At 49.1% G+C, this 23875-nt stretch carries 16 protein-coding genes; 12 read left to right on the top strand and 4 right to left on the bottom strand.

Going from position 1 to position 23875, the window contains the following annotated elements; genetic code table 11:
• Window positions 1-18 precede the first annotated feature (18 nt).
• Window positions 19-870 (top strand): CAAD domain-containing protein, encoded by an 852-nt coding sequence (locus tag S7335_RS28920; protein ID WP_255346482.1) that lies wholly within the window; start codon window positions 19-21, stop codon window positions 868-870.
• 79 nt (window positions 871-949) lie between these two features.
• Here S7335_RS28920 and S7335_RS18160 read toward each other — a convergent pair whose 3' ends face one another.
• Window positions 950-1957, bottom strand: a complete 1008-nt coding sequence (locus S7335_RS18160; protein WP_006457720.1) for an ABC transporter substrate-binding protein — start codon at window positions 1955-1957, stop codon at window positions 950-952.
• Between the two features lie 12 nt (window positions 1958-1969).
• Window positions 1970-2605 carry a LysE family translocator gene (locus tag S7335_RS18155; protein ID WP_006456349.1) on the bottom strand — a complete coding sequence of 212 codons (636 nt, stop codon included), beginning with the start codon at window positions 2603-2605 and terminating at the stop codon, window positions 1970-1972.
• Between the two features lie 123 nt (window positions 2606-2728).
• On the opposite strand from S7335_RS18155, the gene S7335_RS18150 reads away from it, so the two are divergent.
• The 3 genes from S7335_RS18150 (at window position 2729) to S7335_RS18140 (ending at window position 5579) form a co-directional block, all read left to right on the top strand.
• A complete protein-coding gene (locus tag S7335_RS18150; protein WP_006455307.1) occupies window positions 2729-3133 on the top strand; it encodes a GNAT family N-acetyltransferase in 405 nt (134 codons plus the stop codon).
• An 87-nt stretch (window positions 3134-3220) separates the two neighbouring features.
• Window positions 3221-3853, top strand: a complete 633-nt coding sequence (locus S7335_RS18145) for a bifunctional 2-polyprenyl-6-hydroxyphenol methylase/3-demethylubiquinol 3-O-methyltransferase UbiG (RefSeq protein WP_006456939.1) — start codon at window positions 3221-3223, stop codon at window positions 3851-3853.
• Window positions 3854-3875: 22 nt separating this feature from the next.
• Entirely contained in the window at window positions 3876-5579 is a 1704-nt protein-coding gene (locus S7335_RS18140) for an aconitase/3-isopropylmalate dehydratase large subunit family protein (RefSeq protein WP_006455792.1), read from the top strand.
• 65 nt (window positions 5580-5644) lie between these two features.
• On the opposite strand, the gene S7335_RS18135 is transcribed toward S7335_RS18140, so the two are convergent.
• Window positions 5645-6880 carry a LeuA family protein gene (locus S7335_RS18135; RefSeq protein ID WP_006455872.1) on the bottom strand — a complete coding sequence of 412 codons (1236 nt, stop codon included), beginning with the start codon at window positions 6878-6880 and terminating at the stop codon, window positions 5645-5647.
• Between the two features lie 190 nt (window positions 6881-7070).
• Here S7335_RS18135 and S7335_RS18130 point away from each other — a divergent pair, with 190 nt between their 5' ends.
• The 4 genes from S7335_RS18130 to S7335_RS18115 all read left to right on the top strand — a co-directional run bounded on the left by S7335_RS18130 (window position 7071) and on the right by S7335_RS18115 (window position 19468).
• On the top strand, window positions 7071-15875 hold the full coding sequence (locus S7335_RS18130) for a type I polyketide synthase (protein WP_050765918.1): 8805 nt from the start codon (window positions 7071-7073) through the stop codon (window positions 15873-15875).
• Between the two features lie 3 nt (window positions 15876-15878).
• Window positions 15879-17849 carry a type I polyketide synthase gene (locus S7335_RS18125; RefSeq protein WP_006454732.1) on the top strand — a complete coding sequence of 657 codons (1971 nt, stop codon included), beginning with the start codon at window positions 15879-15881 and terminating at the stop codon, window positions 17847-17849.
• A 96-nt stretch (window positions 17850-17945) separates the two neighbouring features.
• Window positions 17946-18647 carry an SRPBCC family protein gene (locus S7335_RS18120; RefSeq protein ID WP_006456192.1) on the top strand — a complete coding sequence of 234 codons (702 nt, stop codon included), beginning with the start codon at window positions 17946-17948 and terminating at the stop codon, window positions 18645-18647.
• Window positions 18648-18652: 5 nt separating this feature from the next.
• A complete protein-coding gene (locus S7335_RS18115; protein WP_006457135.1) occupies window positions 18653-19468 on the top strand; it encodes an SDR family oxidoreductase in 816 nt (271 codons plus the stop codon).
• Window positions 19469-19477: 9 nt separating this feature from the next.
• On the opposite strand, the gene S7335_RS18110 is transcribed toward S7335_RS18115, so the two are convergent.
• Complete coding sequence (locus tag S7335_RS18110) at window positions 19478-20113, bottom strand: RraA family protein (RefSeq protein WP_006455675.1); 636 nt, start codon at window positions 20111-20113, stop codon at window positions 19478-19480.
• Between the two features lie 423 nt (window positions 20114-20536).
• Here S7335_RS18110 and S7335_RS18105 point away from each other — a divergent pair, with 423 nt between their 5' ends.
• The 4 genes from S7335_RS18105 to S7335_RS18090 all read left to right on the top strand — a co-directional run bounded on the left by S7335_RS18105 (window position 20537) and on the right by S7335_RS18090 (window position 23843).
• Window positions 20537-21757 carry an ABC transporter permease gene (locus S7335_RS18105; protein WP_006455441.1) on the top strand — a complete coding sequence of 407 codons (1221 nt, stop codon included), beginning with the start codon at window positions 20537-20539 and terminating at the stop codon, window positions 21755-21757.
• A 94-nt stretch (window positions 21758-21851) separates the two neighbouring features.
• Window positions 21852-22571, top strand: coding sequence for an ABC transporter ATP-binding protein (locus S7335_RS18100; RefSeq protein WP_006457299.1), 720 nt, complete (start codon window positions 21852-21854; stop codon window positions 22569-22571).
• Window positions 22572-22903: 332 nt separating this feature from the next.
• Complete coding sequence (locus S7335_RS18095) at window positions 22904-23482, top strand: DUF3177 family protein (RefSeq protein WP_227500028.1); 579 nt, start codon at window positions 22904-22906, stop codon at window positions 23480-23482.
• Between the two features lie 70 nt (window positions 23483-23552).
• A complete protein-coding gene (locus tag S7335_RS18090; protein WP_006453966.1) occupies window positions 23553-23843 on the top strand; it encodes a hypothetical protein in 291 nt (96 codons plus the stop codon).
• The last annotated feature ends 32 nt before the right edge of the window (window positions 23844-23875 follow it).

Below are 23875 nucleotides of genomic sequence, written 5' to 3'. Positions count from 1 at the left end.
AGGGCGGCCGAAATTGCCGTGACAGCAGCGCCTGGAACCATCAATTCTACGTTAGAGCAGCCTTCGCGCTCAGAGGGTGCCTCTTCAGAAGGTGCCGTCTGGGAGAAAGCGCTAGATGCGGTTCTGCAGTTTCTAGACGAGCCAGGTAAGCATTTGCAACTGTTCTTTAGTGACTACAAGAGACCTGCGCTGTCTTTAGCGATAATTTTGGGTACGGTCATGACCTACCGTGTGCTTGATTCGATGTTAGATGCTATTGATGAAGTGCCGGGCTTGAGAGGTTTGTTCCAACTGGTAGGCTTGTTTTATGTGGGTCGATTGGGTGTGAGACGATTGTTCAAGGCAGAGGCGCGCGCGCGCACATTTACTGAATTGAAAGACATCTGGAGTCGGATTACAGGCGATCGCACCGCGGCAGACTCCAAACCCGCTGCTCAATCGATCAGCCAACCGGCGGAACCCTATATCGAAGTAGACTCATCTACAACAGAAGCAGAGACTACAGAAGAGACGATAGAAGTTACGCCCATGCCAGAAGGCGTATCGACAGCCGATCTGATTCGAGCCACCGCTCAAGCCGCTCAAGTGAGGTCAGAGTCAGCCGCTCAGCGAGAGATGTTCGCTGGGGTAACCGGTACTGTGCAAGTGCTAATTCCGCTAACAGGGGTGGTGGATGTAGAGTCACTACGAGCGAAGCTAGAGAAGGATTTGGCCAAAGCGGAAGGTGAAATGAAATCTCTAAACGGTCGGTTAGGCAATCAAGGATTTGTTAGTCAGGCTCCCGCAGCGGTAGTGCAGGGTGCTAGGGATGCACTAGCTGAGGCTGAAAAGCAAGCGACACTGGTGAAAGAGCGACTCGCAATGCTATAGAGATTAAAACGTATAAGCTAGTCAACTTAACCTGCTAAAACTGATTGAAGTTAGCTTGCTTTGGTGTGGCTTTCCGCCCTCATTCGATGGTCCTATCAACGCGAAAGATGACGGTGCTCGGTAGCTGAACCTCCACGGCATCAGCGGCGGCTTGGTTGACAGTTAACTGTAGATCCTCAACAAATTCAACAGGTAAATCACCAGGGTTCTTGCCTGCTAGTACTTGGACGATCATTTCTCCGGTCTGACGACCCACATCGTAATAGTCGAAGCTGAGTGTGGCGATCGCGCCGCTCTCTACAGCCTCTACATCCCCTGCAAACACCGGTAGCTTGTTGTTCCTTCCTATTCGAACTATCGTTTCTAAGGCGGCTGGTGTGCTACCTGGTGGGATATAAATGGCATCTACCGATCCGACTAATCCCCGTGCTGCTGCTGCTGTCTCATCAGGCGATAAAACAGTAACCGCTTGAACCGCAAGATCCTGCTCTAGCGCACTTTGGTTGATTAGTGAGACTAAGCTAGACGTACTACCTTGCTCCACGTCGTAGATTATTCCTAGGGTGAGCGAGGTTGGCACAATCTCTTTGATGAGCGCTAGCTGTTGGGGGATCGGTAGGCGATCGCTGACGCCACTAATATTGTCGCCTGGTCTATCTAAGTCGCTCACCAGTTCCGCAGCTACTGGATCGCCGACTGCTGAAAAGACAATCGGAATATTTTGGCTGACTGCTGCTGCTAATTTTGCATTAGGGTTTGCGATCGCCACAATCACATCGGGACTGGCCTGGGCGTATTTAGTCGCGATCTGCCTGGCGGTCGCCGGACTTCCCTTGGCACTTCGCCATTCCCAGCGCAGCGTTGTCCCAATTTCATAGCCCGCTGCCAACAGCTCATCTTTTATCCCTTCGCGTAGCACATTTAGCGTCGGATCCCCTACTAGCTGCGTTACGGCTACGAACGGCATGTCATTCGTATCGCCTATTGTCTGTCCGTTAGTAGTGCAGCTTCCTAGCATAATTCCTAGAGCGGTAGCCACTCCTGTAGCCACTCGTAGAGCGGTTAGCCAAGTGCGTGCACAGCTCATACGACTAATCTCCTATTTACGAGCTGGCGAGACCGTTGCCGCAGCCATGCCCAAAGCAATATAGGTAGCGCCGACAACATACTTTTGTCGCCGTAAAAACGAAGCATTTTGAACCAGCCACTGCCGCGTCTTGCCAGCGATTAGAGCGTAGGTGCTATCGCCTGCTAGGCCAATGCAGATAAACACACAGCACAGGGGAATCAGCTGCTGCCAAATCGGACCTACTGTCGGATCGATAAACTGTGGCAGAAACGCTAAGAAGAAGACCGCTGCTTTCGGGTTCAAAACGTTGACAACCACGCCCTGGTAGAAAATCTTGGTAAGCGATCGCGGTGCTACCACCTGTTCAATCGATAGCACTTCGTTAGATAGCAGCTTCTGAACGCCTAAATAGATCAGATACAGCGCGCCGATATACTTCACCGCCTGGAACGCGACTACCGAGGTCATCAAGATAGTGGATAGCCCTAGCCCCGCTGCAAAAAAATGCACTAGCGAGCCTGTAGAGATTCCTAATACAGAAGCAAGACCTGCCTGCCTTCCCTGGTCTAGACTACGGGTCACAATATACAAGGTGGCCGGCCCTGGCATCGCTACCAAGACAGCCGCTGCTAACCCAAATGAAATCAAAGTTGTTAGATCTATCACTAGCGGTATCCTCTTGCCTAGCAGCGTATGATGAGACTTAGATCAGTCGTACAGCCATCGGTCGTACAGTCATCATTTGTACAGCTGTACAGCGTATAAAGTGGTAGGACAGTTACAGTAGAAATGATTACATATTCTCAGCGTAGAGACATTTCAGTCGAACAGATCCTGCCTATCTATGAACTAAACGGTTGGTCTGCGGCGCAAAAACCGGATGCTTTACGCAAAGCACTAATCAATTCTCACAGTCTGGTCTCGGCCTGGAATGATGAGCAGCTTGTTGGTCTTGGTAACGCCATCTCAGATGGCTTTTTGGTAGTCTACTATCCTCACTTGCTAGTTCACCCAGACTATCAGCAGCAGGGAATTGGCGGGAAGATTATGGAGCTGCTATGCAAAAACTACGAAGGGATGCATATGCAAATGTTGGTCGCTGAGTACGAAACGGTCGCATTCTATCAGAAGCGCGGGTTTGAAAGAGCGGGTAAGACAGAGCCTATGTGGATATATGCCGGAGACGATCACTAAAGGTCAAGCGATGCGCTCTACAAAAGCAACTGCAAGCGCAGACAATTCCAACGGTATCGGGAGTGAAGTTTACATTCTGGGGGTTGTATGACCGAAGAAACGATTAGAGGGCGAGCTTCTGATTGGTTTGAGCCGCTGTATGCAAACGCGGATGGCGATACTGGCCAAGTGCCCTGGGCTTTACCTAGCGCGACGGCGTACTTAACTGATTGGCTAGAGCAGAATGAGGTGGCGGGGGAAGGGCGATCGGCGGTAGTTGTGGGCTGTGGCTTAGGTGATGATGCTGAGGCGCTAGCAAAGGCTGGGTTTGCGGTAACGGGGTTTGATATTTCTAAAAGCGCGATCGCCTGGGCAAAGGGTCGCTTTCCCCATTCTCTAGTCAACTACGTCACTGCTAATCTGTTTAACCTGCCTGCTGACTGGCTAGGTAAGTTCGATCTAGTTTTTGACTTTAGAACGATTCAGGCACTGCCGCTAAGCGTTCGAGAAGAGGTGATTGAAAACATTGCCGCTTTAGGCACCTCGCAAGGAACCGTACTGATTGCGACTTACATGCGTAAAGATGACGGAGATCCAGGGGATGATGCGCCCTGGCCCCTATCGTTTGATGAGCTAGCGCATTTTGAGAAAGCGGGCTTAGAGAGGGTGAAGCAAGAACGCTTTACGAACAAAGACAGCCGATTTCGCGATCGCACCTTGACCCAGTATCGTGTCCCTTAGAACTTTCACCATCGGAAACGCTATGACTCAGCAGGTGCTTAGGTTAGGGGACAACATCAATACAGATGACATTATCCCAGCTAAACGTGGCACTAATGGTGATTTAGACCATCTTGCACATTATGCGCTAGAGCATGTGATCGGACCGGGCAACCTTTTGAAATACGACGTGATCGAAGCCGGCGAGAACTTTGGGTGTGGATCTAGCAGGGAGTTTGCCCCTATTGCCATTCAGGCGGCGGGGATTCAGAAAGTTCGGGCGAAGTCTTTTGCTGAAATCTTCTATCGCAACAGTATCAACATTGGACTGCCGCTAGAGGTTATTGGAAAACCTTTGCAGAATCCAGCGGTAGAGGCTATTGTCGCTGCTGGTGGCCTGATCGCATTTAACCTGCAACGACGACAAGGGAAAGTCGATATTCCTCAAAGTCAGACGTTAGCTCGACCGATGACGGTAGCCGAAAAGCTGCTGGCGCAGGCCTCAGGAAACTCATACGTACGGCCTGGAGAGGTGGTGTTTGCCAAGGTGGATTTGGCGATGTCTCACGATGCGATCGCCGGCCCGGTCGGAGCGCTATTTCAGCAGCAGTTTGGACCGAACGCCACTGTGTGGGATCCAGGCAAGATCGTTCTAGTCGCCGATCACTTCATCCAAGTCAACGACATTCGCCAAGATCGTGGTGCGATCTCTCTGCACCAGCAGATGGTGGACTTTGCCAAACAGCAGGGCTGCCATCTGTTTGATGTTGTTTCTCCTGGTGAAGCCGCTGGAATTTGTCACGTTCTTCTACCTGAGCAAGGCTTTGTACGACCGGGTATGATGATTGCTGGCACAGACTCTCATAGCTGCACTTATGGCGCGTTTGGTAGCTTTTCTACAGGTGTAGGGACTACGGATATGGCGAACATTTTCGCGATGGGTGACCTTTGGATTCGAGTGCCAGCGACGCTGCGGATTGAGCTGTCTGGAAAGCTGCCTGAGTTGGTAAGCGCCAAAGATATTATGTTGTTTATCTTGGGTCAGATTGGATGTCACGGCGCAACTGGGACAGTTGTAGAATTTGCTGGCAGCGTTGTTGAACAGCTGCCGATGGACGAGCGAATGACGTTGGCAAATATGGTCATAGAGTGCGGGGCTATGTGCGGCTTAATGCCAGTCGACCAGACCACCCGAGAATACGTGAAAGCGCATACGAATCAGCCTTTCACTGAAGTGACAGCCGACCTAGACGCTCAGTATGAACAGAGCTATCGGTTTGATCTTAGTCAGCTAACTCCACAGGTAGCTGCGCCACCGACGCCCGATAGAGTTGTTCCTGTTCATGAGCTTGATGGTGTGGCAATCACTCGGGCCTTCATCGGGTCTTGTACGGGCGGAAAGCTACATGATCTCGCAGCAGCAGCAGCAGCAATCAAGGGGCAGCGAGTCAATCCGGCGGTGAGTTTGTTTGTCGTTCCAGCTTCACAGGCGGTTAAAGAGCAGGCAGAATCTATGGGCTATCTGTCAACTTTAGAACAAGCGGGTGCAACCGTCTTGAAGTCGGGCTGTGGTGCCTGCATCAATGCGGGGCGCGGTGTTTTGGGCGCAAAAGAAACCGGAATCTATGCGACCAATCGTAATTTTAAGGGCCGCAGCGGCGATCCGACCGGACGGAACTATTTGGCCTCACCTAGAACAGTGGCAATTTCAGCAGTGCGTGGAGAAATTAGCGACCAGTTGCCATAGTGATGTTCTAGACGATAGTGGTGTTCTGAGCGTTATGTCTGCCAGTCACCATGATACGACGCGGACTATGCTCCTATCAGATGTTTATTCTGACTAGCCCTTCGTGAGTCCAAGGTCAGTGGGTTCAAAAGAGGTATCAGGTTTCTTTCCTGGATTAGTTTGAGCATGTCTTCTACCGAAAAAGATCGCTTTTCTCGGATGGCGATCGCTTTGACAATGGCTCTTAGTCGTTCGTATTCGCACTGGGGTAGGGGCCAGTTGAGATACTGTTCAAATAGATATTGAAAGTTACTCGATCCACTGCCTTTACCAAACCAGATCTCTGGCTGCTGATGAGGAAAAATGCTGTAGCTGCGGCGATCGCGTAACAAAGCGCTAACGTGAATGCCCGACTCATGCCGCTGAGCCTGACGCGAATAAGGTGCATGAGGCCGATGTCCCTGCGCGTGTAAATAGTCAACCACCTGATCTAGTGCATCGTAATCAATGCCTGCCACTTCCCAGCCAAAACGCGATCGCAGCCCCTTTAGAACCTGTTCAATCGGCGCATTACCCGCTCGTTCTCCAATTCCTCCGAACGTGCCTGAAATGCCCCTAGCGCCCGCACACACAGCCTGAATCGTATTTTCTAGAGCCAGCCCCATATCGTTGTGAAAGTGGACAGATAGCGGTACTGCGCGAGTATGTTGCAACAGGTTTTGAATCCACAGAGCTGTCCGCTTAGGCGTCAGGCTACCGACTGTATCGCAAAGTAAAAATTCGTCAATGTAGGGCGATAGCGTGTTGATACACTCGACTAGAAAATCATTATCCGCTCGGCTCGCATCTTCTGCGGCAAAGCAGATTCTGAGTCCTTGTTCAGCTGCGTAGCGTACATGTTCTAAGGCATGAATCAACATCCGCTGACGGCTGCGTTGGATGACCGGAAGATCGATATCATCGTCGATTGTTTTGCCCTTGAACCTCGGGTCTTTAGCGATTTCTAGATCCCTTAGAAACAGCAGTCGATCGGACACAGCATGGAAAAGAATGACCTGTCGCACACCGCAGGTCTTGGCATGCTCGATTGCGGCGCGTCTCATCATCGTCGAAGCAACGATTTGACGCTTTAGGCCGCTGTCAACCAGGCTACTAACCAATTTTGCCTCGCTAGTATGAATAGCAGGCATCAGCGCAATCTGTTGGACCCCAGTTTGAGCAATCAGGTTAGCTAGGGTTGTTTTGTCTTCAAAGAAGAGACCAACTTGCTGTTCTCCGTCCCGTAGCGTTTCATCCGAAATGAGTAAATTGAGAGTCTCCATCTATTCAAATAGAAGGGTTGAGTCGGTACAAACCGTAAGCTAGACCCGTAGACCTATGTAGATACAGTCATTATCATGCCATATTGTCGTAGCCTTGCTGCTTTACAGATTGGCTCAAAACCCGCTATGGTACTGCTTCAAAGAGTCTATTGCGTTCAAGCTACTTGATCATCCCTAAGTACGTACAGGTATGACCGTGTCATCCTCAAAGTCAATATCGCAGCAGCCAGACAAGCAGTTAGAGCAGCCAACTCAATCACTAGCGATTGTTCACGGCGATCCTTTTCCTGATACGACTGATTTTCCTCCTAACTTAGTTGACGCGCTAGATCAAGCGGCGAAAAGAAAGACTGGCACTCGCTATCTATGCCCTGACGGTACGGAGACTCTACAGCCGTATGATCAGCTATTAGCTGCCGCTAAGCAAATCGCGTTCGGATTGATAGAAAGAGGGTTAGGAAATGACTCTTGCAAAGTAGCAAAGAAACCGACTGATAGAAAGACCATAACAAGACAGCACGATTTTGTTATTCTTCAGTTCTCCAAAAGCATTGATTTGGTCACCGCCTTGTGGGGATGTTTCCTCAGTGGCTGTATTCCGGTGCCTATTTCTGCGCAAGCTAGTAGTACAGGCGGACAGACGCTATTAGAAAGCGCGATCGCCTTACTAGAAAATCCTATTCTGCTGACAGACTCGCCAGATCTCTCAAAGTCACTACCAATCTCACTTTCTACTAGGGTTCTAACGCTCGCTGATCTTCAGAAAAATCACTGTGGTGAGCCACCTCTATATGAGCCACAGCCAGATGAGCTAGCGCTCCTCCTTTTAACCTCTGGCAGTACAGGCGCGCCCAAAGGCGTCCAGCTCACCCACCAAAATATCAGAGCCAGCGCCTATGGCATGGTAACTGTAAACCAGCTTTCTGCAAAAGATACTACGCTCAATTGGATGCCGCTTGAGCATGTAGCTAGTCTAGTCATGTTTCATTTAACAGAGATATACATAGGCTGCGAGCAGATTCATGTTGCGCGCGAACTTGTCTTAAAAGATCCCTTAGTCTGGATGGACCTTTTGGTTAAGTACCAAACTAGCGCAACCTGGGCGCCTAATTTTGCCTATGGTTTGGTTAATGATCAGGCACATAGGGTTGTAGAAAGAGCTAAGCGCTATGGTTGGGACTTCTCTTCTATTCGCTGGATGGGAAATGGAGCAGAAGCTGTCGTCGGAGAAACAGCCCGACAGTTTTTGCAAATGTTGGCCCCCTATGGTCTAGCTGAAACGGTAGTTAGTCCGGGCTATGGGATGACAGAAACTTGTTCTGGAATTGTCCATTCTCGTCAGTTTTCGCTAGCCTCTGCGACTAAATCAGATGCCTTTGTGACTCTAGGAAAGCCGATTCCAGGCGTCTCAATTCGAGTGGTAGATGATACAGACTCGGTAGTTTTTGAAGGGGAGATTGGTCGCCTACAGGTAAAAGGATTGAGTGTTACCGCTGGTTACTATCAGCCCCCAAATGAGCAAGGCTCGAGTGGGTTTGATAATGAAGCGGCTTCGACTGTAACAAAGTTAAGTAAAACAGCGTCAAGTAAAACCGATCCAAATGTAGCCGCGTTCACAGAGGACGGTTGGTTTAATACGGGTGATTTAGCATTCATTCAAGACGATGCGTTGACAATTACCGGTCGGCAAAAAGATGTCATCATCCTTGGTGGCGTCAACTATTACAGCCATGAGATCGAATCTGTCGTAGAGACGATAGCAGGCATAGATACTTCTTTTACGGCAGCTTGCGGGGTGCGTAGCGCAGAAGATGCCACCGAGCAACTAGCCATTTTTTTTCATCCTGCTGCCGGGACCCAAGACCTAGACGCTATTGTCTCGTTGATTAGACAAATTCGGACCCAAGTAATTGATCAAATTGGCATCTCTGCGACCTATGTGATACCGGTAGAAGAGACAGATATCCCTAAAACTTCTATTGGAAAAATTCAGCGTAGTCAGCTTAGCAAGCGATTTTTAGCCGGTGAATTCAATCCGCAAGTGCAGCGATCTATCAAAGCGTTCCAAGCTAGTTTAGAAACTACGAATCTCAGTCAGTCCAAGCTTGAGCAGCATATTTCTTCTATCTGGAAGTCTGTTCTTTCTGTAGAAAGAATCGATAGAAATAGAAACTTCTTTGAGCTAGGCGGATCGTCTTTGCAACTAATGCAGGTCCTTGGACACTTGCAAAACCAGCTTGCCCCTACGCTAAAAGTCGTTTCTCTCTTTCAATATCCTACGATTGCTACGCTAGCTAGCTATCTAAAACAACGCAACCAAACAGATTTAGAAACGCCCTCACAGCCTCTACGCGACTCGTTGAAAACGAAGTTGGAAGAGGGCTGTAGCAGTCAACACTCAGATATTGCCATCATTGGCATGGCCGGTCGATTCCCAGGCGCTCCAAACTTAGACGCTTTCTGGCAGAACCTAAAAGACGGTGTGGAGTCAATTACTTTTTTCACTGATGAAGAGATGCTAGCAGCAGGAATTGACCCTGCGCTGCTACAGCATCCAAACTATGTGAATGCTAGCCCAACCCTAGAAGAGATTGATTACTTCGATGCCAATTTTTTTGGCTACAGTCCTAAAGAAGCTCGGCTGATGGACCCTCAGCAGCGACTACTGTTGGAATGTGCGTGGGAAAGTTTGGAAGCCGCCGGATATGACCCACTCACTTATGAGGGTGCGATCGGCCTGTTTGCAGGGGCAACGATGAATACTTACCTGCTCAATCAGGTTTATCCGAATCGTCATACGCTCGATTCGAATGATTCACTAGATGTATTTACACTTAGCTCTCTTGGTGGCTTCCAAGCGACGGTTGCTAATGATAAAGACTATCTGACTACTCGGGTCTCTTATAAGCTGAATCTACGCGGGCCTAGTTTGAATGTTCAAACGGCCTGTTCTACTTCTCTAGTGTCTATTCACTTGGCGGCGCAGAGCTTGCTACAAAGAGAATGCGATATGGCGCTAGCTGGGGGCGTGTCGGTTGAAACGCCGCAGCAGGCAGGCTATCTGTACCAAGAAGGTATGATCTTAGCTGAAGACGGCCATTGCCGGGCATTTGATGCCGGGGCGAAGGGGACGGTGTTTGGCAGCGGTGTGGGCCTAGTCGTGCTGAAGCGATTGGATGAGGCGATCGCGCATAGGGACTTTATTTATGCTGTTATCAAAGGATCTGCGGTAGGTAATGACGGTGGACAAAAGGTAGGCTATCTAGCCCCCTTGAGTGAGGGACAAGCGCGGGTAGCCGTAGAAGCGTTGGCGATCGCAAATACCCCTGCCGAAACGATTGGCTATGTCGAAGCGCATGGGACGGGCACTCAGCTAGGCGATCCGATTGAGATTGCAGCCCTAAGCCAGGCCTTTAAACGTTGCCCTGAGCCTCTAAGCACGGACAAAAAACAATTTTGTCCGATTGGATCGGTAAAGACTAATGTAGGCCATCTTAATATTGCTTCTGGTGTCGTTGGTTTTATCAAAACTGCATTGGCCGTACATCACGGTCAAATTCCAGCGAGCTTACACTTTCAAACGCCAAATCCGCAAATTGATTTTGCTAATGGTCCCTTCTATGTCAACACAGCGCTTGCTGATTGGCCAAGGACCAAAACGCCAAGGCGAGCTAGCGTTAACTCACTGGGTATTGGGGGCACTAATGTCCATATGGTTTTAGAAGAAGCGGTCGTTGAAGATCGTGATTCGCATAGCGCTAGCCAGCCAGCCGGATTCCAAGCGGAACTATTTGTGCTTTCTGCGAAGACTCAGACTGCTCTGAAGGCGCTTGCTAAAAAGCATGTTGATTTTCTTCGTGACTGCTCAGATATCTCTTTGTCAGATATCTGTTTTACTTTAGGCGTAGGGCGATCGCACTTTCCCTATCGTCTAGCGCTAGTCGTTAATTCTGTAGAAGATCTGCGTACTCAGCTTGATGAATGGCTGTTAGCACCAACAGATCTTATGACAACTGGGGAAGCTGCTTTTCTTTTCACCGGTCAAGGCGCTCAGGCTGTAGGTATGGGGAGAGAGCTGTATGAGACTCAACCTGTCTTTCGCCGTGAGCTAGATTGCTGTGCTGATATTCTACGACGAGATAACTTTGATCTGCTAGCTGTGTTATTCGAAGAAAGCGAACGGATCAATCAAACAGAATACACTCAGCCTGTTCTATTTGCGCTTGAATATGCGATCACAAGGCTGTGGATAAGCTGGGGTATACAGCCTACAGCGGTGCTAGGACATAGCCTGGGAGAATATGTAGCCGCTTGTATAGCAGATGTATTTGACTTAGAAGACGGACTGAAGCTGGTTTTAGAAAGAGGTCGATTAATTCAGTCTATACCTGTCGGTGATTCTGCAGGTGAGCCTATTGATCACGCTGGTGGCGCGATGCTATCAGTGACGGCAGATGTCAACACCTGCAAGCAAGCTTTAGAAGAAGACATTGCGATCGCGGCAATTAATTCTCCTGAAAATACAGTGCTATCCGGATCGTCAGTAGCTATTGATAGGATTGCTGAAAAGTTCGCCATGCAGGGGATTAGATATCGAAAGCTAAAGGTTTCTCACGCTTTTCATTCTTCGCAGATGAAGCCAATACTATCCGACTTCCGAGAAGTTGCGAACTCTATTTCTTATCGAACACCGAGTATAGAGATTGTCTCTAACATCAGCGGAAAAACGACGGATACTTTTGATGCCAACTATTGGGTTGAGCATGTTCAACAACCTGTGCAGTTTGCTCAAAGTGTTGAGACGCTTAGGGAAAAAGGCGTTTCTACCTTTATTGAATGTGGCCCTCGTCCAGTTCTGCTCACACTAGCACAGGCGACCCTCTCTTCTGATTCATCCGTTGCTAGTTCATACACTCTATTAGCAAGCTTACAGCCGCAAAAGTCCGATAGCTGGCAGATGCTTTCTAGTTTAGCGGCTCTCTATGAAGGGGGATATGCAGTCGATTGGAAGGCGTTCTATAGCCATCGTCAAGTCGGTCGAATTCCCCTACCTACATATGCCTTCGAACGTCAGCGGTACTGGATGGAGCGGCCTACATCAACCAGGCCACCGACCTCGATAGATGCATCGTCTCATCCTCTAGCAGGCTCAAAGATCTCTACGCCGCTTCGACAGATTCTTTTTCAACAAACGGTTCATTCAGCTCAGCCAGACTATTTACAGCATCACAAAGTTCAAGGTCAAGCTCTTTTCCCAGGATCGGCTTTCTTTGAGATCGGCTTGTCGGTAGGCACTGAGATTCTACAAACTACCTCGGTTCAGCTCAGTGAGGTTTCTATTTTGAGACCACTCCCTATCTCTGAGAAATTGACAGCAATCCAGACGATTCTAACCCCTGGTACCGATGAGCAGTCTGCTAGCGCTTACCGCTTTGAAATCTTCAGTCGATCTTTAGAAGATTCAGCTTCTTCTAAGAACTCGGAGTGGACATTACACTGTGAAGGCGTTGTCAGCGCAGCTAAGCAGATAGCAATAGATTCTATTGAAATCAAGCAGATACAAGCTAGGCTAGGGGAAGTGCGATCGCCCCAGGTCCATTACGAAGCGTGCGAACGTATTGGTCTTTCATACGAGGGTCTTTTCTGTGGCATCGAGGCCATATGGCACGCGCCGAACGAAGCCTTAGGTCGAGTTCGAATTGCGCCTGAAATTATCTCCAATAGCGCTAGCTATCAGCTACACCCTGCTGTACTAGACGCTTGTTTTCAGTGTATTTTAGCGGCGCTACCAGCTTCTGCGAGCGCCAATGCTTATGTGCCTATTGGCGCTGAACACGTGATATGTCACCGGCCCTTAGCGATCGGTAGCTCGACTAAAAGTCAGTTTGTTTGGAGCTACGTTCAGCTTTGGCCGATTGAAGTGCGCGCTCACACGGTGACAGCAGACGTGCAGATATTCGATGACGAAGGAGAGATAATCGCTGCAATTACGGGCTTGATGGCAAGACGCGTAGTGCCCGCCCATCAAAATCCACCCGATCAAAGCCCGCTATCAGCGCAGCTTCCTCACTGGAAAGACTGGATTTATACAGTCGAATGGCAGCCGACGGCGGTGGTGGATAGTCCCCAATTAGCAGCAGGTGACCACTGGTTAATTCTGGGAGAGGATGCTGCTAGGTTAAAGGCGATCGCCCGTCTCCTAACAGAGCAAGCGCAAAATTGTACCCTTGCACTTTTGGGTAAGGCTCAGCAGCAGAGCGAAGCGTATCTCGAGATAGATAGAGAACATCCTGAAAGCTTTCACACGCAAGTGCAGCGAGCAAGTAGCTGGCGAGGTGTTCTATATTTTAGCGGCAGTGACGTAGAACAAAGTTGCAAAGGCGCGCTTTATATCACGCAGGCATTAGTTAGCTGTAATCTATCTACCCGCCTTCTATTCGTTACTGATCGCGCCCAAGCTGTTCTTGGCGACGACTCTCTAAACGTTGCCCAGTCGCCGCTTTGGGGACTCGGTAGAACAGTTGCCCTCGAACATCCTGAATTAAATTGCGTCTGTTTAGACTTAGATTCAACTGCTAGCGAACAGCAAGTGCTCTCTAGTTTGCTCGCCGAAATTTATCAGAACGATTCTAGAGAGAGTCAAGTTGCCTATCGAAACGGAAAGCGCTATGTGGCTAGACTAACTCGACCCATTCAGCAGAGTGATCAATCTGTTGATAATCTGCAGCTACAAACGGTAGAAAGAGGAACTTTAGAGAACCTTAGCTGGCAGGAGACGTCTCGCAAACAGCCAGCGCCTGACGAAATAGAACTCCTTGTACAGGCAACCGGGCTTAACTTTCGAGACGTGTTGAACGCGTTGAATTTGTATCCTGGCGAGGCTGGCCCTTTGGGGCTTGAATGTGCTGGAAAGGTCGTTGCGGTTGGGAAGCAAGTGAAGAAGATAGCGGTAGGAGATAGGGTGATGGCGATCGCTCCTGCTAGCTTTAGCCAATATGTCACAGTCTGCGCAGATCTAGCGGTACCTATACCCAAGGGTCTTAGCACTATCGAGGCCGCGACTATTCCAACAGCGTTTCTCACCGCTTACTATGCGCTAGTAGAGATAGGCGAATTAACCGCAGGTGAGAGTGTCCTAGTGCATGCGGCGGCAGGTGGCGTTGGCCAAGCGGCTGTGCAGATTGCCCAACGCTTAGGCGCAAAGGTTTTTGCAACCGCCTCTCCACCCAAGTGGGCGTTTTTAAGACAGCAGGGAGTACAGCATATCTTCAATTCTCGTACTCTAGACTTTGCCGACCAGATTATGCAACAGACCGAAGGGCGAGGGTTGGATATGGTGCTCAATTCGCTTTCTGGAGAGGCGATCGCCCAAAGCCTTTCTACACTCACTACCGGTGGTCGATTTCTAGAGATCGGTAAATCAGATATCTGGTCGGCGGAGCAGATGGGACAGCAACGCCCCGATGTTAGCTATCAAATCATTGATCTTGTTGCGGTAACGAACAGCCAGCCTCAGCTTATCCAGTCAATGCTAAGCCGAATCGCTACTGAGATACAGAATAGCCGCCTATCACCCTTATCCCATCGACTCTATACCGCCTCAGAGACAGTAGATGCCTTCCGCACGATGCAGCAGGGGAAACATATAGGGAAAGTCAATATTACACCGCCTAATCTATCCTCATCTTCTAAACCTATCGCGATTCGTGCTAATGCGACCTACTTAATCACTGGCGGAGCGGGCGCACTCGGCCTACAGGTTGCTCAGTGGCTGGTAGATCAAGGGGCCCGGTCCCTTATCCTTTTATGTCGCAGCCCTGTGTCGATGAAACCTCAGTTCAAGAAGATTCAACAGCATATCGACCGACTGCGTCAATCTGGTGTTGATGTAAAAATGCTCCACACTAATCTTCTAGATAGAGAACGGCTTCAGCGGGATCTAGTGCATACGCTTCAATCTACCAGTGCTCCTTTGAAAGGACTCTTTCACTTGGCAGGCGAGATCGATGATGGCGTGCTTCAACAACAAAGCTGGATAACGTTTGAGTGCGTCCTGTCAGCGAAGGTCACCGGAACGTGGAACCTCCACCAAGTGACGCAGGATATGAGTCTTGACTACTTTGTGATGTTTTCTTCAGTGGCTTCTTTGCTAGGCTCAGTAGGGCAGGCAAACTATGCAGCGGCGAATAGCTTTTTGGATGCGATCGCTCACTTCCGCCGTCAGCAGGGACTGCCTGGCTTGAGTATTAACTGGGCTGCTTGGGCAGGTTCAGGGCTCGCAGATACTCCTGAAGTAGAACAGCGTCTAAAGCGAGCTGGTATTCCTCTGATCGAACCAGAGACGGCCTTAGAGATTCTTGATTGGCTACTCAGTTCAACAGAAGACGCTCAGATCGGTGTCTTGCCAGGGAAGCTGCAAAATTGGCAAATGGCCCATGTTCAGACCTCGCTTCTGACAGCGATAGAGTCAACAGCTCTAAAGTCACGAAAGTCAAAGCGTTCTTTAGAACACTCCTCCCAGCCCACTCAACAATCACCGCGTCCATCTTCTCAAGAATCTTCCAAAAGTCATGTTAGATCAACTATTCAAGCAGACTTAAAAGTCGGTAATACAACTGCTCTGATTCAGCATTTACAAGACCAGCTCGCTATTGTTTTAGGACAAGCCAATGGCATAGCTGTCGATCAGAGCGCCGACTTTACGGATCTTGGCCTCGATTCTCTTACCGCTGTAGAGTTTCGCAACCGGCTACAGACTAGTTTAAAGTGTTCGTTACCAGCAACACTCGTGTACGACTATCCAACCTTGGCCCAGCTAACAGACTATATTGCTAGCCTACTAATCTCTTCAAAAAGTCACACCGAAAGCCACGGCACTAACAAAACTTTCGACAAACAGATTAAAGCAGCTAGCTTAGAAAACTTTAGAGATCTTTCTGATAACGAAGCAGAAGCGTTGTTATTAGAAGAATTGAGCAAGCTAGACCAAACGTAGTCTATGAATGATGCTTCCGCCTCGCTCTCGCCGACCAAACGAGCTCTTCTAGCTATCAAGACGCTTCAGGCAAAACTCGACGCGCTTGAGCAGGCTCAGTATGAACCTATCGCCATTGTGGGAATGAGCTGTCGCTTTCCAGGTGGGGTGGACTCTCCTGATTCATTTTGGAAGCTACTAAAAAGACAAACTGACGCGATCTCTAAGGTCCCTAGCGATCGCTGGCCGAGCGAACACTATCACGATGTCGAACCCACTGCTCCTGGGAAAATGATCTCTTGCAACGGTGGATTTATCCCGAGCCTATATGACTTTGATGCCGCATTTTTTCGCGTTTCTCCAAGGGAAGCGGTGACGCTCGATCCGCAGCAGCGCCTTGCTCTAGAACTCGGTTGGGAAGCACTAGAGCATGCCGGAGTCGCACCTGATGCTTTGAGCACGGACGATCAACGCGCTGTTGGTGTTTTTTTAGGGATTAGTAGTATCGACCACTGGCAGCAGCTACTTGAGCGATCGCCAGAGGAAATTGATGCCTATCTGGCAACGGGAAATTCTCACAGTGTAGCGGCAGGTCGGCTGTCCTTTTTACTAGGGGTGAACGGGCCTAGTTTGGCAGTTGATACGGCTTGCTCTTCTTCCTTGGTAGCGGTGCATCTAGCCTGTCAAAGTCTGCGCCAACGGGAATGTAATCTAGCACTAGTAGGTGGCGTCAATCGAATTTTAACCCCAGCGGCAAGCATTAATTTCTCTAAGGCACGAATGCTCTCGGCAGATGGACGCTGTCGAACGTTTGACAAAGCCGCAAGTGGATTTGGCCGAGCAGAAGGCGGTGGAATGGTCGTGCTAAAGCGGCTAAGCGATGCCCAAGCAGCAGGTGATCGCATTCAGGCGGTTATCCTGGGTTCTGCGACTAATCACAACGGGCGAACGAATGGTTTAACTGCGCCCAGCAAACTAGCCCAGGCCGCTGTCATCCAGCAGGCGCTGACCGCTAGCCGCCTAACCCCGGCCGCTGTGGACTATGTGGAAACCCATGGCACAGGGACTGCACTAGGAGATCCGATTGAAGTTGGCGCGTTAGAGCAGGTGTTCGCAGATGCTAAAAGGACAGCGCCGGTAGTGCTAGGGGCTTTAAAGACGAATATTGGCCACGCGGAAGCCGCTGCGGGAATAGCCGGGCTGATTAAGGCTGTTTTGGCGATTGAGCATGAACAGATTCCAGCTAATCTGCATCTTGATTGTCCTAATCCGCTGATTGCGTGGGAGACGCTACCTTTTTACCTGCCCCGGCAGACAACGCCTTGGCCAAAAGCAGACTCTCGCACGGCGGGTGTCAGTGCCTTTGGCTTCAACGGCACTAACGCACACTTGATTGTGCAGTCACCGCCGCCACTGTTTGAAGATGCTCGCCCAAAAAATGAACGTTCTAATCGACTTGATCGAGATCCCATAGCGTATTCATCAAGTCACGAGCCTATTTCCTCTTATCTTCTACCGCTATCTGCTAGGACGCCTGCTGCGTTAACGCAGCTACTTGCACGCTATGCTCAGTATTTGGCAGCTCATCCAGATATTGCCTTAGCTGATCTGTGTTTTACCGCTAGCACCGGGCGATCGCACTTTTCCTGCCGTCTAGCAATTATCTCTCCTTCTCTCTCGGTTCTCCGTCAAATTTTGATTGCGACGCTCTCAGGCCGACCTCAGTCTGACTGTTATTACAGTGACAGCTACAAAAGTGGTAGTCCGACACTCTTTTCTGATTCAAAAGCATCTTATGTTTCTCCTTCAGTAGCTTCTCCAACAGCTTCTCCAGGGGCTTCCCTATCGGCAATTTCTCTTGAAGCTACGGCAAAGCGATACGTCAAAGGGGAAGTGATTGACTGGAGAGTGCTTTATCAGAAACAAAAGCGAATTAAGTTGGCCTTACCAACTTACCCATTCCAGCGAGAGTATTATGGACCCAGTCAAGCCTAGCAGCACACAAAACTTCGGGTGTCACTTTCGGTGCAGACCATAGGGCAGCCTATAAGGTAACTTATACTGAAGAATCTGTGAGGTTAGTCGCGATATATGTCTTCTCGTCATGCTTCCCGGCGCGTTCGGTCTCTAGGCAAACTGGCCGCGATCGCGCTTACTCTGATCACACCGCTAGCAACTACTGCCTCAGCCCAAACCCAACTCTTACTTGCAAACGAATCTAGTCAAAGCGTTTACGATGCTCTTACCGCTCAAGAACGCGCTGCTTTGGAAGGTGGGCAGGTGATGGTCAGTGCAGCCAGAGATGGTGATAGCGGGCAGTTTGTCGCGCGAGTGCTGATTGATGCCCCAGTGGCACAAGCGTGGGAAGTACTAACAGATTACGACAACTTTGAGAAGTTCTTACCCAACATTGAGAACAGTGAGCTTTTAGAGTCAGAAGACAATCGCCGAGTGTTCGAACAGAGGAACGTGATTTCTGTGGTTCCTTCGGTGCTTGAGATTAACAGCCGAGTGGTGATTGAATCAACAGAAGCCTATCCAAAGACAGTAGACTTTCGGCTGGTGGATGGCGATCTAGATGCTTTGCAGGGCGTTTGGCAGCTCGATCCGGTAGTGACTGATGAAGCTGGAACAGAACAGGTTCTGATCACTCACCGGGTAAATATCGATCCGGGTAATAGTTCGCCAAGAGGGCTGTTTTTTAGCACCTACCGATTGGTTCTAGAAGATTCTTTGGTTGCAGCTAAGGCGGAAACTGAGAAGAGAGCAAAAGCGCTTGCTAATCTGCCATAGGCCAAATGAATAGCAACCTTGAGCACACAATCATTACCGGTGGATCGAGTGGGATTGGTAAGGCGATCGCGCTGCAATTAGCAGAACAGGGTAGCTGCATCTCAATTATTGGCCGCAGTCAGACTCGCTTGCAGTTGGCAAAAGCAGAAATAGAACAGGCTAGAAGGTCTGTCCAGCAGAAGGTAGTGACGGTGGTAGCAGATGTAAGCGATCGCCCTCAGGCTGAAAAAGCGATTCAAACCGCTATAGAAGAACTTGGGCCACCTCGCTTACTCGTGACTAGTGCAGGTATTGCGCGACCGGGACACTTTCAAGCACTGTCTGCAGAAGTGTTTGAAGCGGCCATGTCTACCAACTACTTTGGTACGCTCTACTGTATTCGTGCCGTCTTGCCCGTCATGGAACAACAACGCTCGGGTCATCTATGCCTAATCTCATCTGCTGCTGGCCTAGTTGGACTTTACGGCTATAGCGCCTACGGTCCTAGCAAATTCGCCGTTCGAGGCCTGGCTGAATCGCTTCGAGCAGAGCTAAAGCCGATAGGTGTTGGTGTTTCTGTGGTTTATCCCCCTGATACCCAGACTCCCCAGCTTGTCGAGGAAAACAAAACGAAGCCGGCTGCGACCAAAGCAATTACGGCAACCGCTAAAGCGTGGACAGCAGGCGATGTTGCACGGCTCATCTTGCAAGGCGTACAGCAAAATCGATTTGAGATTTCTCCAGGGGTAGAAGTCAAAGTTCTGACTCGATTGCACAGCTTGATAGCGCCGCTGCTAAATAGTTACTTTGACAGAATCGTTGCTAGACATCCACGCGATTAGCTGCCAACCTTACTCGCTAGGTTCTACAAACCCTTTTTCTAATAACAGTTTTTCGATCTTTGTGCGGTGAGCGCTCTCCCACTCTGACAGCGACTGCGTGGCATCTTTATCTGCTCTCTCTTTGGCAATCTTCCAAACTGCTTCGGCTTCTCTATGAGGCACGACAGCAATCCCTTCCTCATCCGCGATCACAATGTCTTTTGGAAAGACTCTGACGCCACCGCAGATGATTGGCTGCTGCAGTTCACCTAACTGCGCTTTCTTCCCTGGTTTAGGAATGCAACCCCTAGCAAAAACAGGGAATCTAGCCTCTCTTACTTCAGCAATGTCTCGAATAGCACCATCAATGATAAAGCCAGCAATGCCTCTTTTCTGGGCGATCGCGCAGACATTGCCGCCACTAATTGCGTAGTCACTATCTCCTGCTTCTACCACAATGATCTCTCCTGGCGCAGCCCGGTAGATTGCCGCATGCAGCATCAGATTATCACCTGGCATACACCGCGCAGTATAAGCAGGCCCAGCAATGCGCGGAATTTGTGGCCATAGCTCACGCATGCCGATATCCATGAACTGTTCTCGGCCTAGTCCATCAGCATAGGCAGTTGGAGAGATAGATTGGTACTTCGTCAAGGTCTTTGCCACACAAGCATCCTACAAAGAAGAATGGAAACAGTATTGAAGAAGTATATCAACAGCTATGTGTTTGGAAAGCTTCTACGATGGCGTTGAGCAATGGGGTTCTAGCAACAAACTCCAGAAAGTATTGAAAGAATGAACTGTCTATGTTGCTGTCCACGACTCGGATTCAACCGTTCATGGACTTTATGGCAGATCTCTTTCGAAACAAAAGAGATCTGCTAGAAGGACGCAGAATAATAGATCGCCACCCATAGATTAATTTAGCTTTGAGTGCCTTTGGGACATTAACCGAAGAATCTGATAGCGCTTACAAGGCAAGTTAAATTCGTTACTCTAGAGATGTCAGATGTCTAGAGAAGATGTCTGTTCAAGAACTCGAAAGGCCAAACTTCAAAAGATCAGCTATCAACAGAATAGATTTACTTCATGGATTTTGCTGAAAGCCTGAAAATGGCGACCAAAACGCTCAGTGCTAACAAGCTACGCAGCGGCCTGACGATGCTAGGTATCATCATCGGCAACGCCTCTGTGATTGCTATGATTGGCATCGGTGAAGGGGCTCAAAAGTATGTAAACGGCCAGCTACAGACACTAGGACCCAACGTACTGTTTGTCATTCCGGGTAATCGTGAGGCTAGGCAGCTAGGAGATCTCAATATTCCAAGGACGCTGGTGCTCGCAGATGCTAAAGCGATCTCAACTCAAGTCCCTTCTGTAGCCGCAGTTGCTGCAGAAAAGACGACTCAAGGTATTGTCAGCTATCGTAGTCGCAATACGAGTACAAACATTACGGGCACGACGAGCGGATTTTTGGGTGTCCGTAACTTTGAAGTAGCTCAAGGACGATTCCTAACCGATCTAGACGAGCGCTCAAACAGTCTAGTGGCGGTAATTGGCAGCACGCTAGCTGAACGACTATTCGACAACGAAAGCTCAGTAGGTAAGCAGATTCGGCTCAAAGGCATCACGTTTGAAATCATCGGCGTCTTAGAACAAAAGGGATCGAGCCTAGGACTTGATTACGATGATTCTGTGATGATTCCGATTACGACACTGACGAGTCGGCTCGCTGGCCGCACCTCACCTTATGGAATTGAAGTAGGGTTTATCTCTATTTCGGCAGTTAGCCAAGAGGCGATGGAGACCGCTGAATTTCAAATTACTAACTTGCTAAGACTGCGTCATCGAATTACAGCAGGGGATGACTTCTATATTCAAAGCCAAGATACGCTGCTAGATATTGCTAATACAGTGACTGGCGCATTGACTTTGATGCTAGCTGCGATCGCTTCCATATCCTTATTCGTTGGCGGTATTGGCATCATGAATATCATGCTGGTTTCAGTCCGCGAGCGGACTCAAGAGATCGGCTTAAGAAAAGCCATTGGTGCGTCACAAAAAGATATCCTCAGTCAGTTCCTAATCGAAGCCATTATTCTCTCTGCGCTTGGCGGCCTCATCGGAACTGCTTTTGGTGCGGGCAGCATCTTTCTGATTGCGGCTTTCAGTCCCTTTGAAGCAGGTGTCTCAATTAGCGCTGTGGTCATTGCGGTCGGCGTTTCGGGCAGCATTGGCTTATTCTTTGGCGTTGTTCCAGCGCGGCAAGCCTCGAAGTTAGACCCAATTGTGGCACTGCGCAGCGCATAAAGCTTCGTAGCGCACAGAGCTTCGCAGCGCATAGAAAAAAGTACCTAGATTCACACTTACTAGATTCATACTTAATCGTTTCAATTTTTATTTAATGTCTCCCCTGATTCAGTTTCGCAATATTGCCAAAGTCTACGGCACAGGTAATACCGAAGTTCGCGCTCTGTGGGATGTCAATATGATTATTGACGGCGGTGAGTACTGCTCAATTATGGGGCCGTCAGGCTCAGGAAAATCCACGGCAATGAACATGATTGGCTGTCTTGATCAGCCGACAACAGGGGAATATTTATTCGATGGGCAAGATGTTGCGAAGCTAGCCGAAAATGAATTAGCTCACATTCGCAATCGAAAGATCGGGTTTGTCTTTCAACAGTTTCATCTGTTACCCCATCTTAGCGCCTTAGAAAATGTGGAACAGCCGATGATGTACGCCGGCGTTTCAGGAAAACAGCGAAAACAGCGAGCTGCCGAAGCACTAGAAAGGGTAGGCCTAGAAAATAGGATGAACAATCGGCCCAATCAGCTATCGGGGGGCCAGCAGCAGCGAGTGGCGATCGCCCGTGCCATCGTTAACAATCCTTTGCTGATTCTAGCCGACGAACCTACCGGAGCCCTGGACACCCAGACGACTAAGGACGTAATTGATATCTTCTCTGAGCTAAACAAAAGTGGCATCACTGTTGTGATGGTTACGCACGAACCCGAAGTAGCTCGGTTCACTAATAGAATTATCTGGTTTCGTGATGGAGAAGTTGTCAACCATCATTTAGATCCAGCAGAGCTAGCTACCGTCACGGCAATGCCTGTATAGCAAGATTCTGACTATCCAAGCGCTCACCAAACGCTCAATCGTTTCTCCTGTGACTTTTGCTAATGAATGCTAATGAAATTGAGGGTTGCTTATATCGCTCGTTGATGGTTCTCAAAAGAGAATAGCTGAGATAGCGGAGACCCGTTACCAAATAACCAACAACTCGTACAAGGTTTCACTACTTTCAGCCTTTCAATTCCCAGAGTCATGAAAGAACGACATAGCTCATACCAGTATGGCTTGACAGATCAGAGCTGCATCTGTTCATCAAGTGCTACATTGATTAATGCTTATTTATTCCTGCATGCCGCGTGCTTATAAACCCTGCCTCAGTGCGTCCTTTGGTTTGGACCGATTATCGATTAGCGCTGCTGGTTACTGTCTTTGTCCCACTGACTATCTTGATCTGGTCGTGGGTAAAGAAATCAGAAGCGATTAGCTCGCTGATGACAATCTACTGGCGAGTTGCTAGCCTGTTGGCAATTACGGTCTACTTGATGATAGGAGGCTGGGGCATTAGCTTTATTACAGCGCTATTAGCTAAGGTTCTAATTCCTCTAAGCGTTTGGTTTTGGGCAGATCTTAATGAGGAAATCAGAGAACAGCCCAAGCGATCGCTCATTCTAGGATTTAATGCCTGGCGTTGGGCTATCTCAGCCTACTGCGTACTAAGTGGGATTTTACAGATACTTTTTATTCGTTGTGCATTTTCTGCCGCTCAGCTTAGTAGTACTGTTTGCCAGGCTTGGCTAGAGCCTTCACTATTTTTCAAAGACTATATACATAGCGGCCTGACTAGGGGATTCCTAGGTTTCTGGGGTATCGTCGGACTAGTAATCTATAGCCTCTACCTAGCTTATTTCGTCTTTGTTAAACTGGGTCGTCAGGGTCGCTCAGCACTAAATCAATAGATAGTGCATTACCTGAACGACGTTTGCTTTTTGCAGTATCGCGATCTGGGCAACCTTGATCCAAGCAGTGATGAGCCAAGATACAATAGCTACTCGATTGGAAACCTACACGCTTCAGCATCCCCAGGAAGTGTTAGTAGTTCACGCCCAAATCGAACAAGAAACGGACGAAATCATCATATTTAGAGGATTTTCTAGTTCACTGATGCGTCCTACCGACTTCGACCCAGAGGTGCCTGTGTTGCCTAGGGAGGCTGATATCTCATATATAGATAGGTTAAAGGGGCCCTATCAGCCGCAAGCACCACAATATATTGAGAAGGAAATTTCTCTAGAAGAATTTATAAGTAGGTTGCTTTGATGTGTAGTCGCTGACACACAATAGGTCGGTGA

The organism is Synechococcus sp. PCC 7335 (assembly GCF_000155595.1).
Taxonomy (GTDB): Bacteria; Cyanobacteriota; Cyanobacteriia; order Phormidesmidales; family Phormidesmidaceae; genus Phormidesmis.
This window is presented reverse-complemented; position numbering and strand designations above follow the sequence as displayed.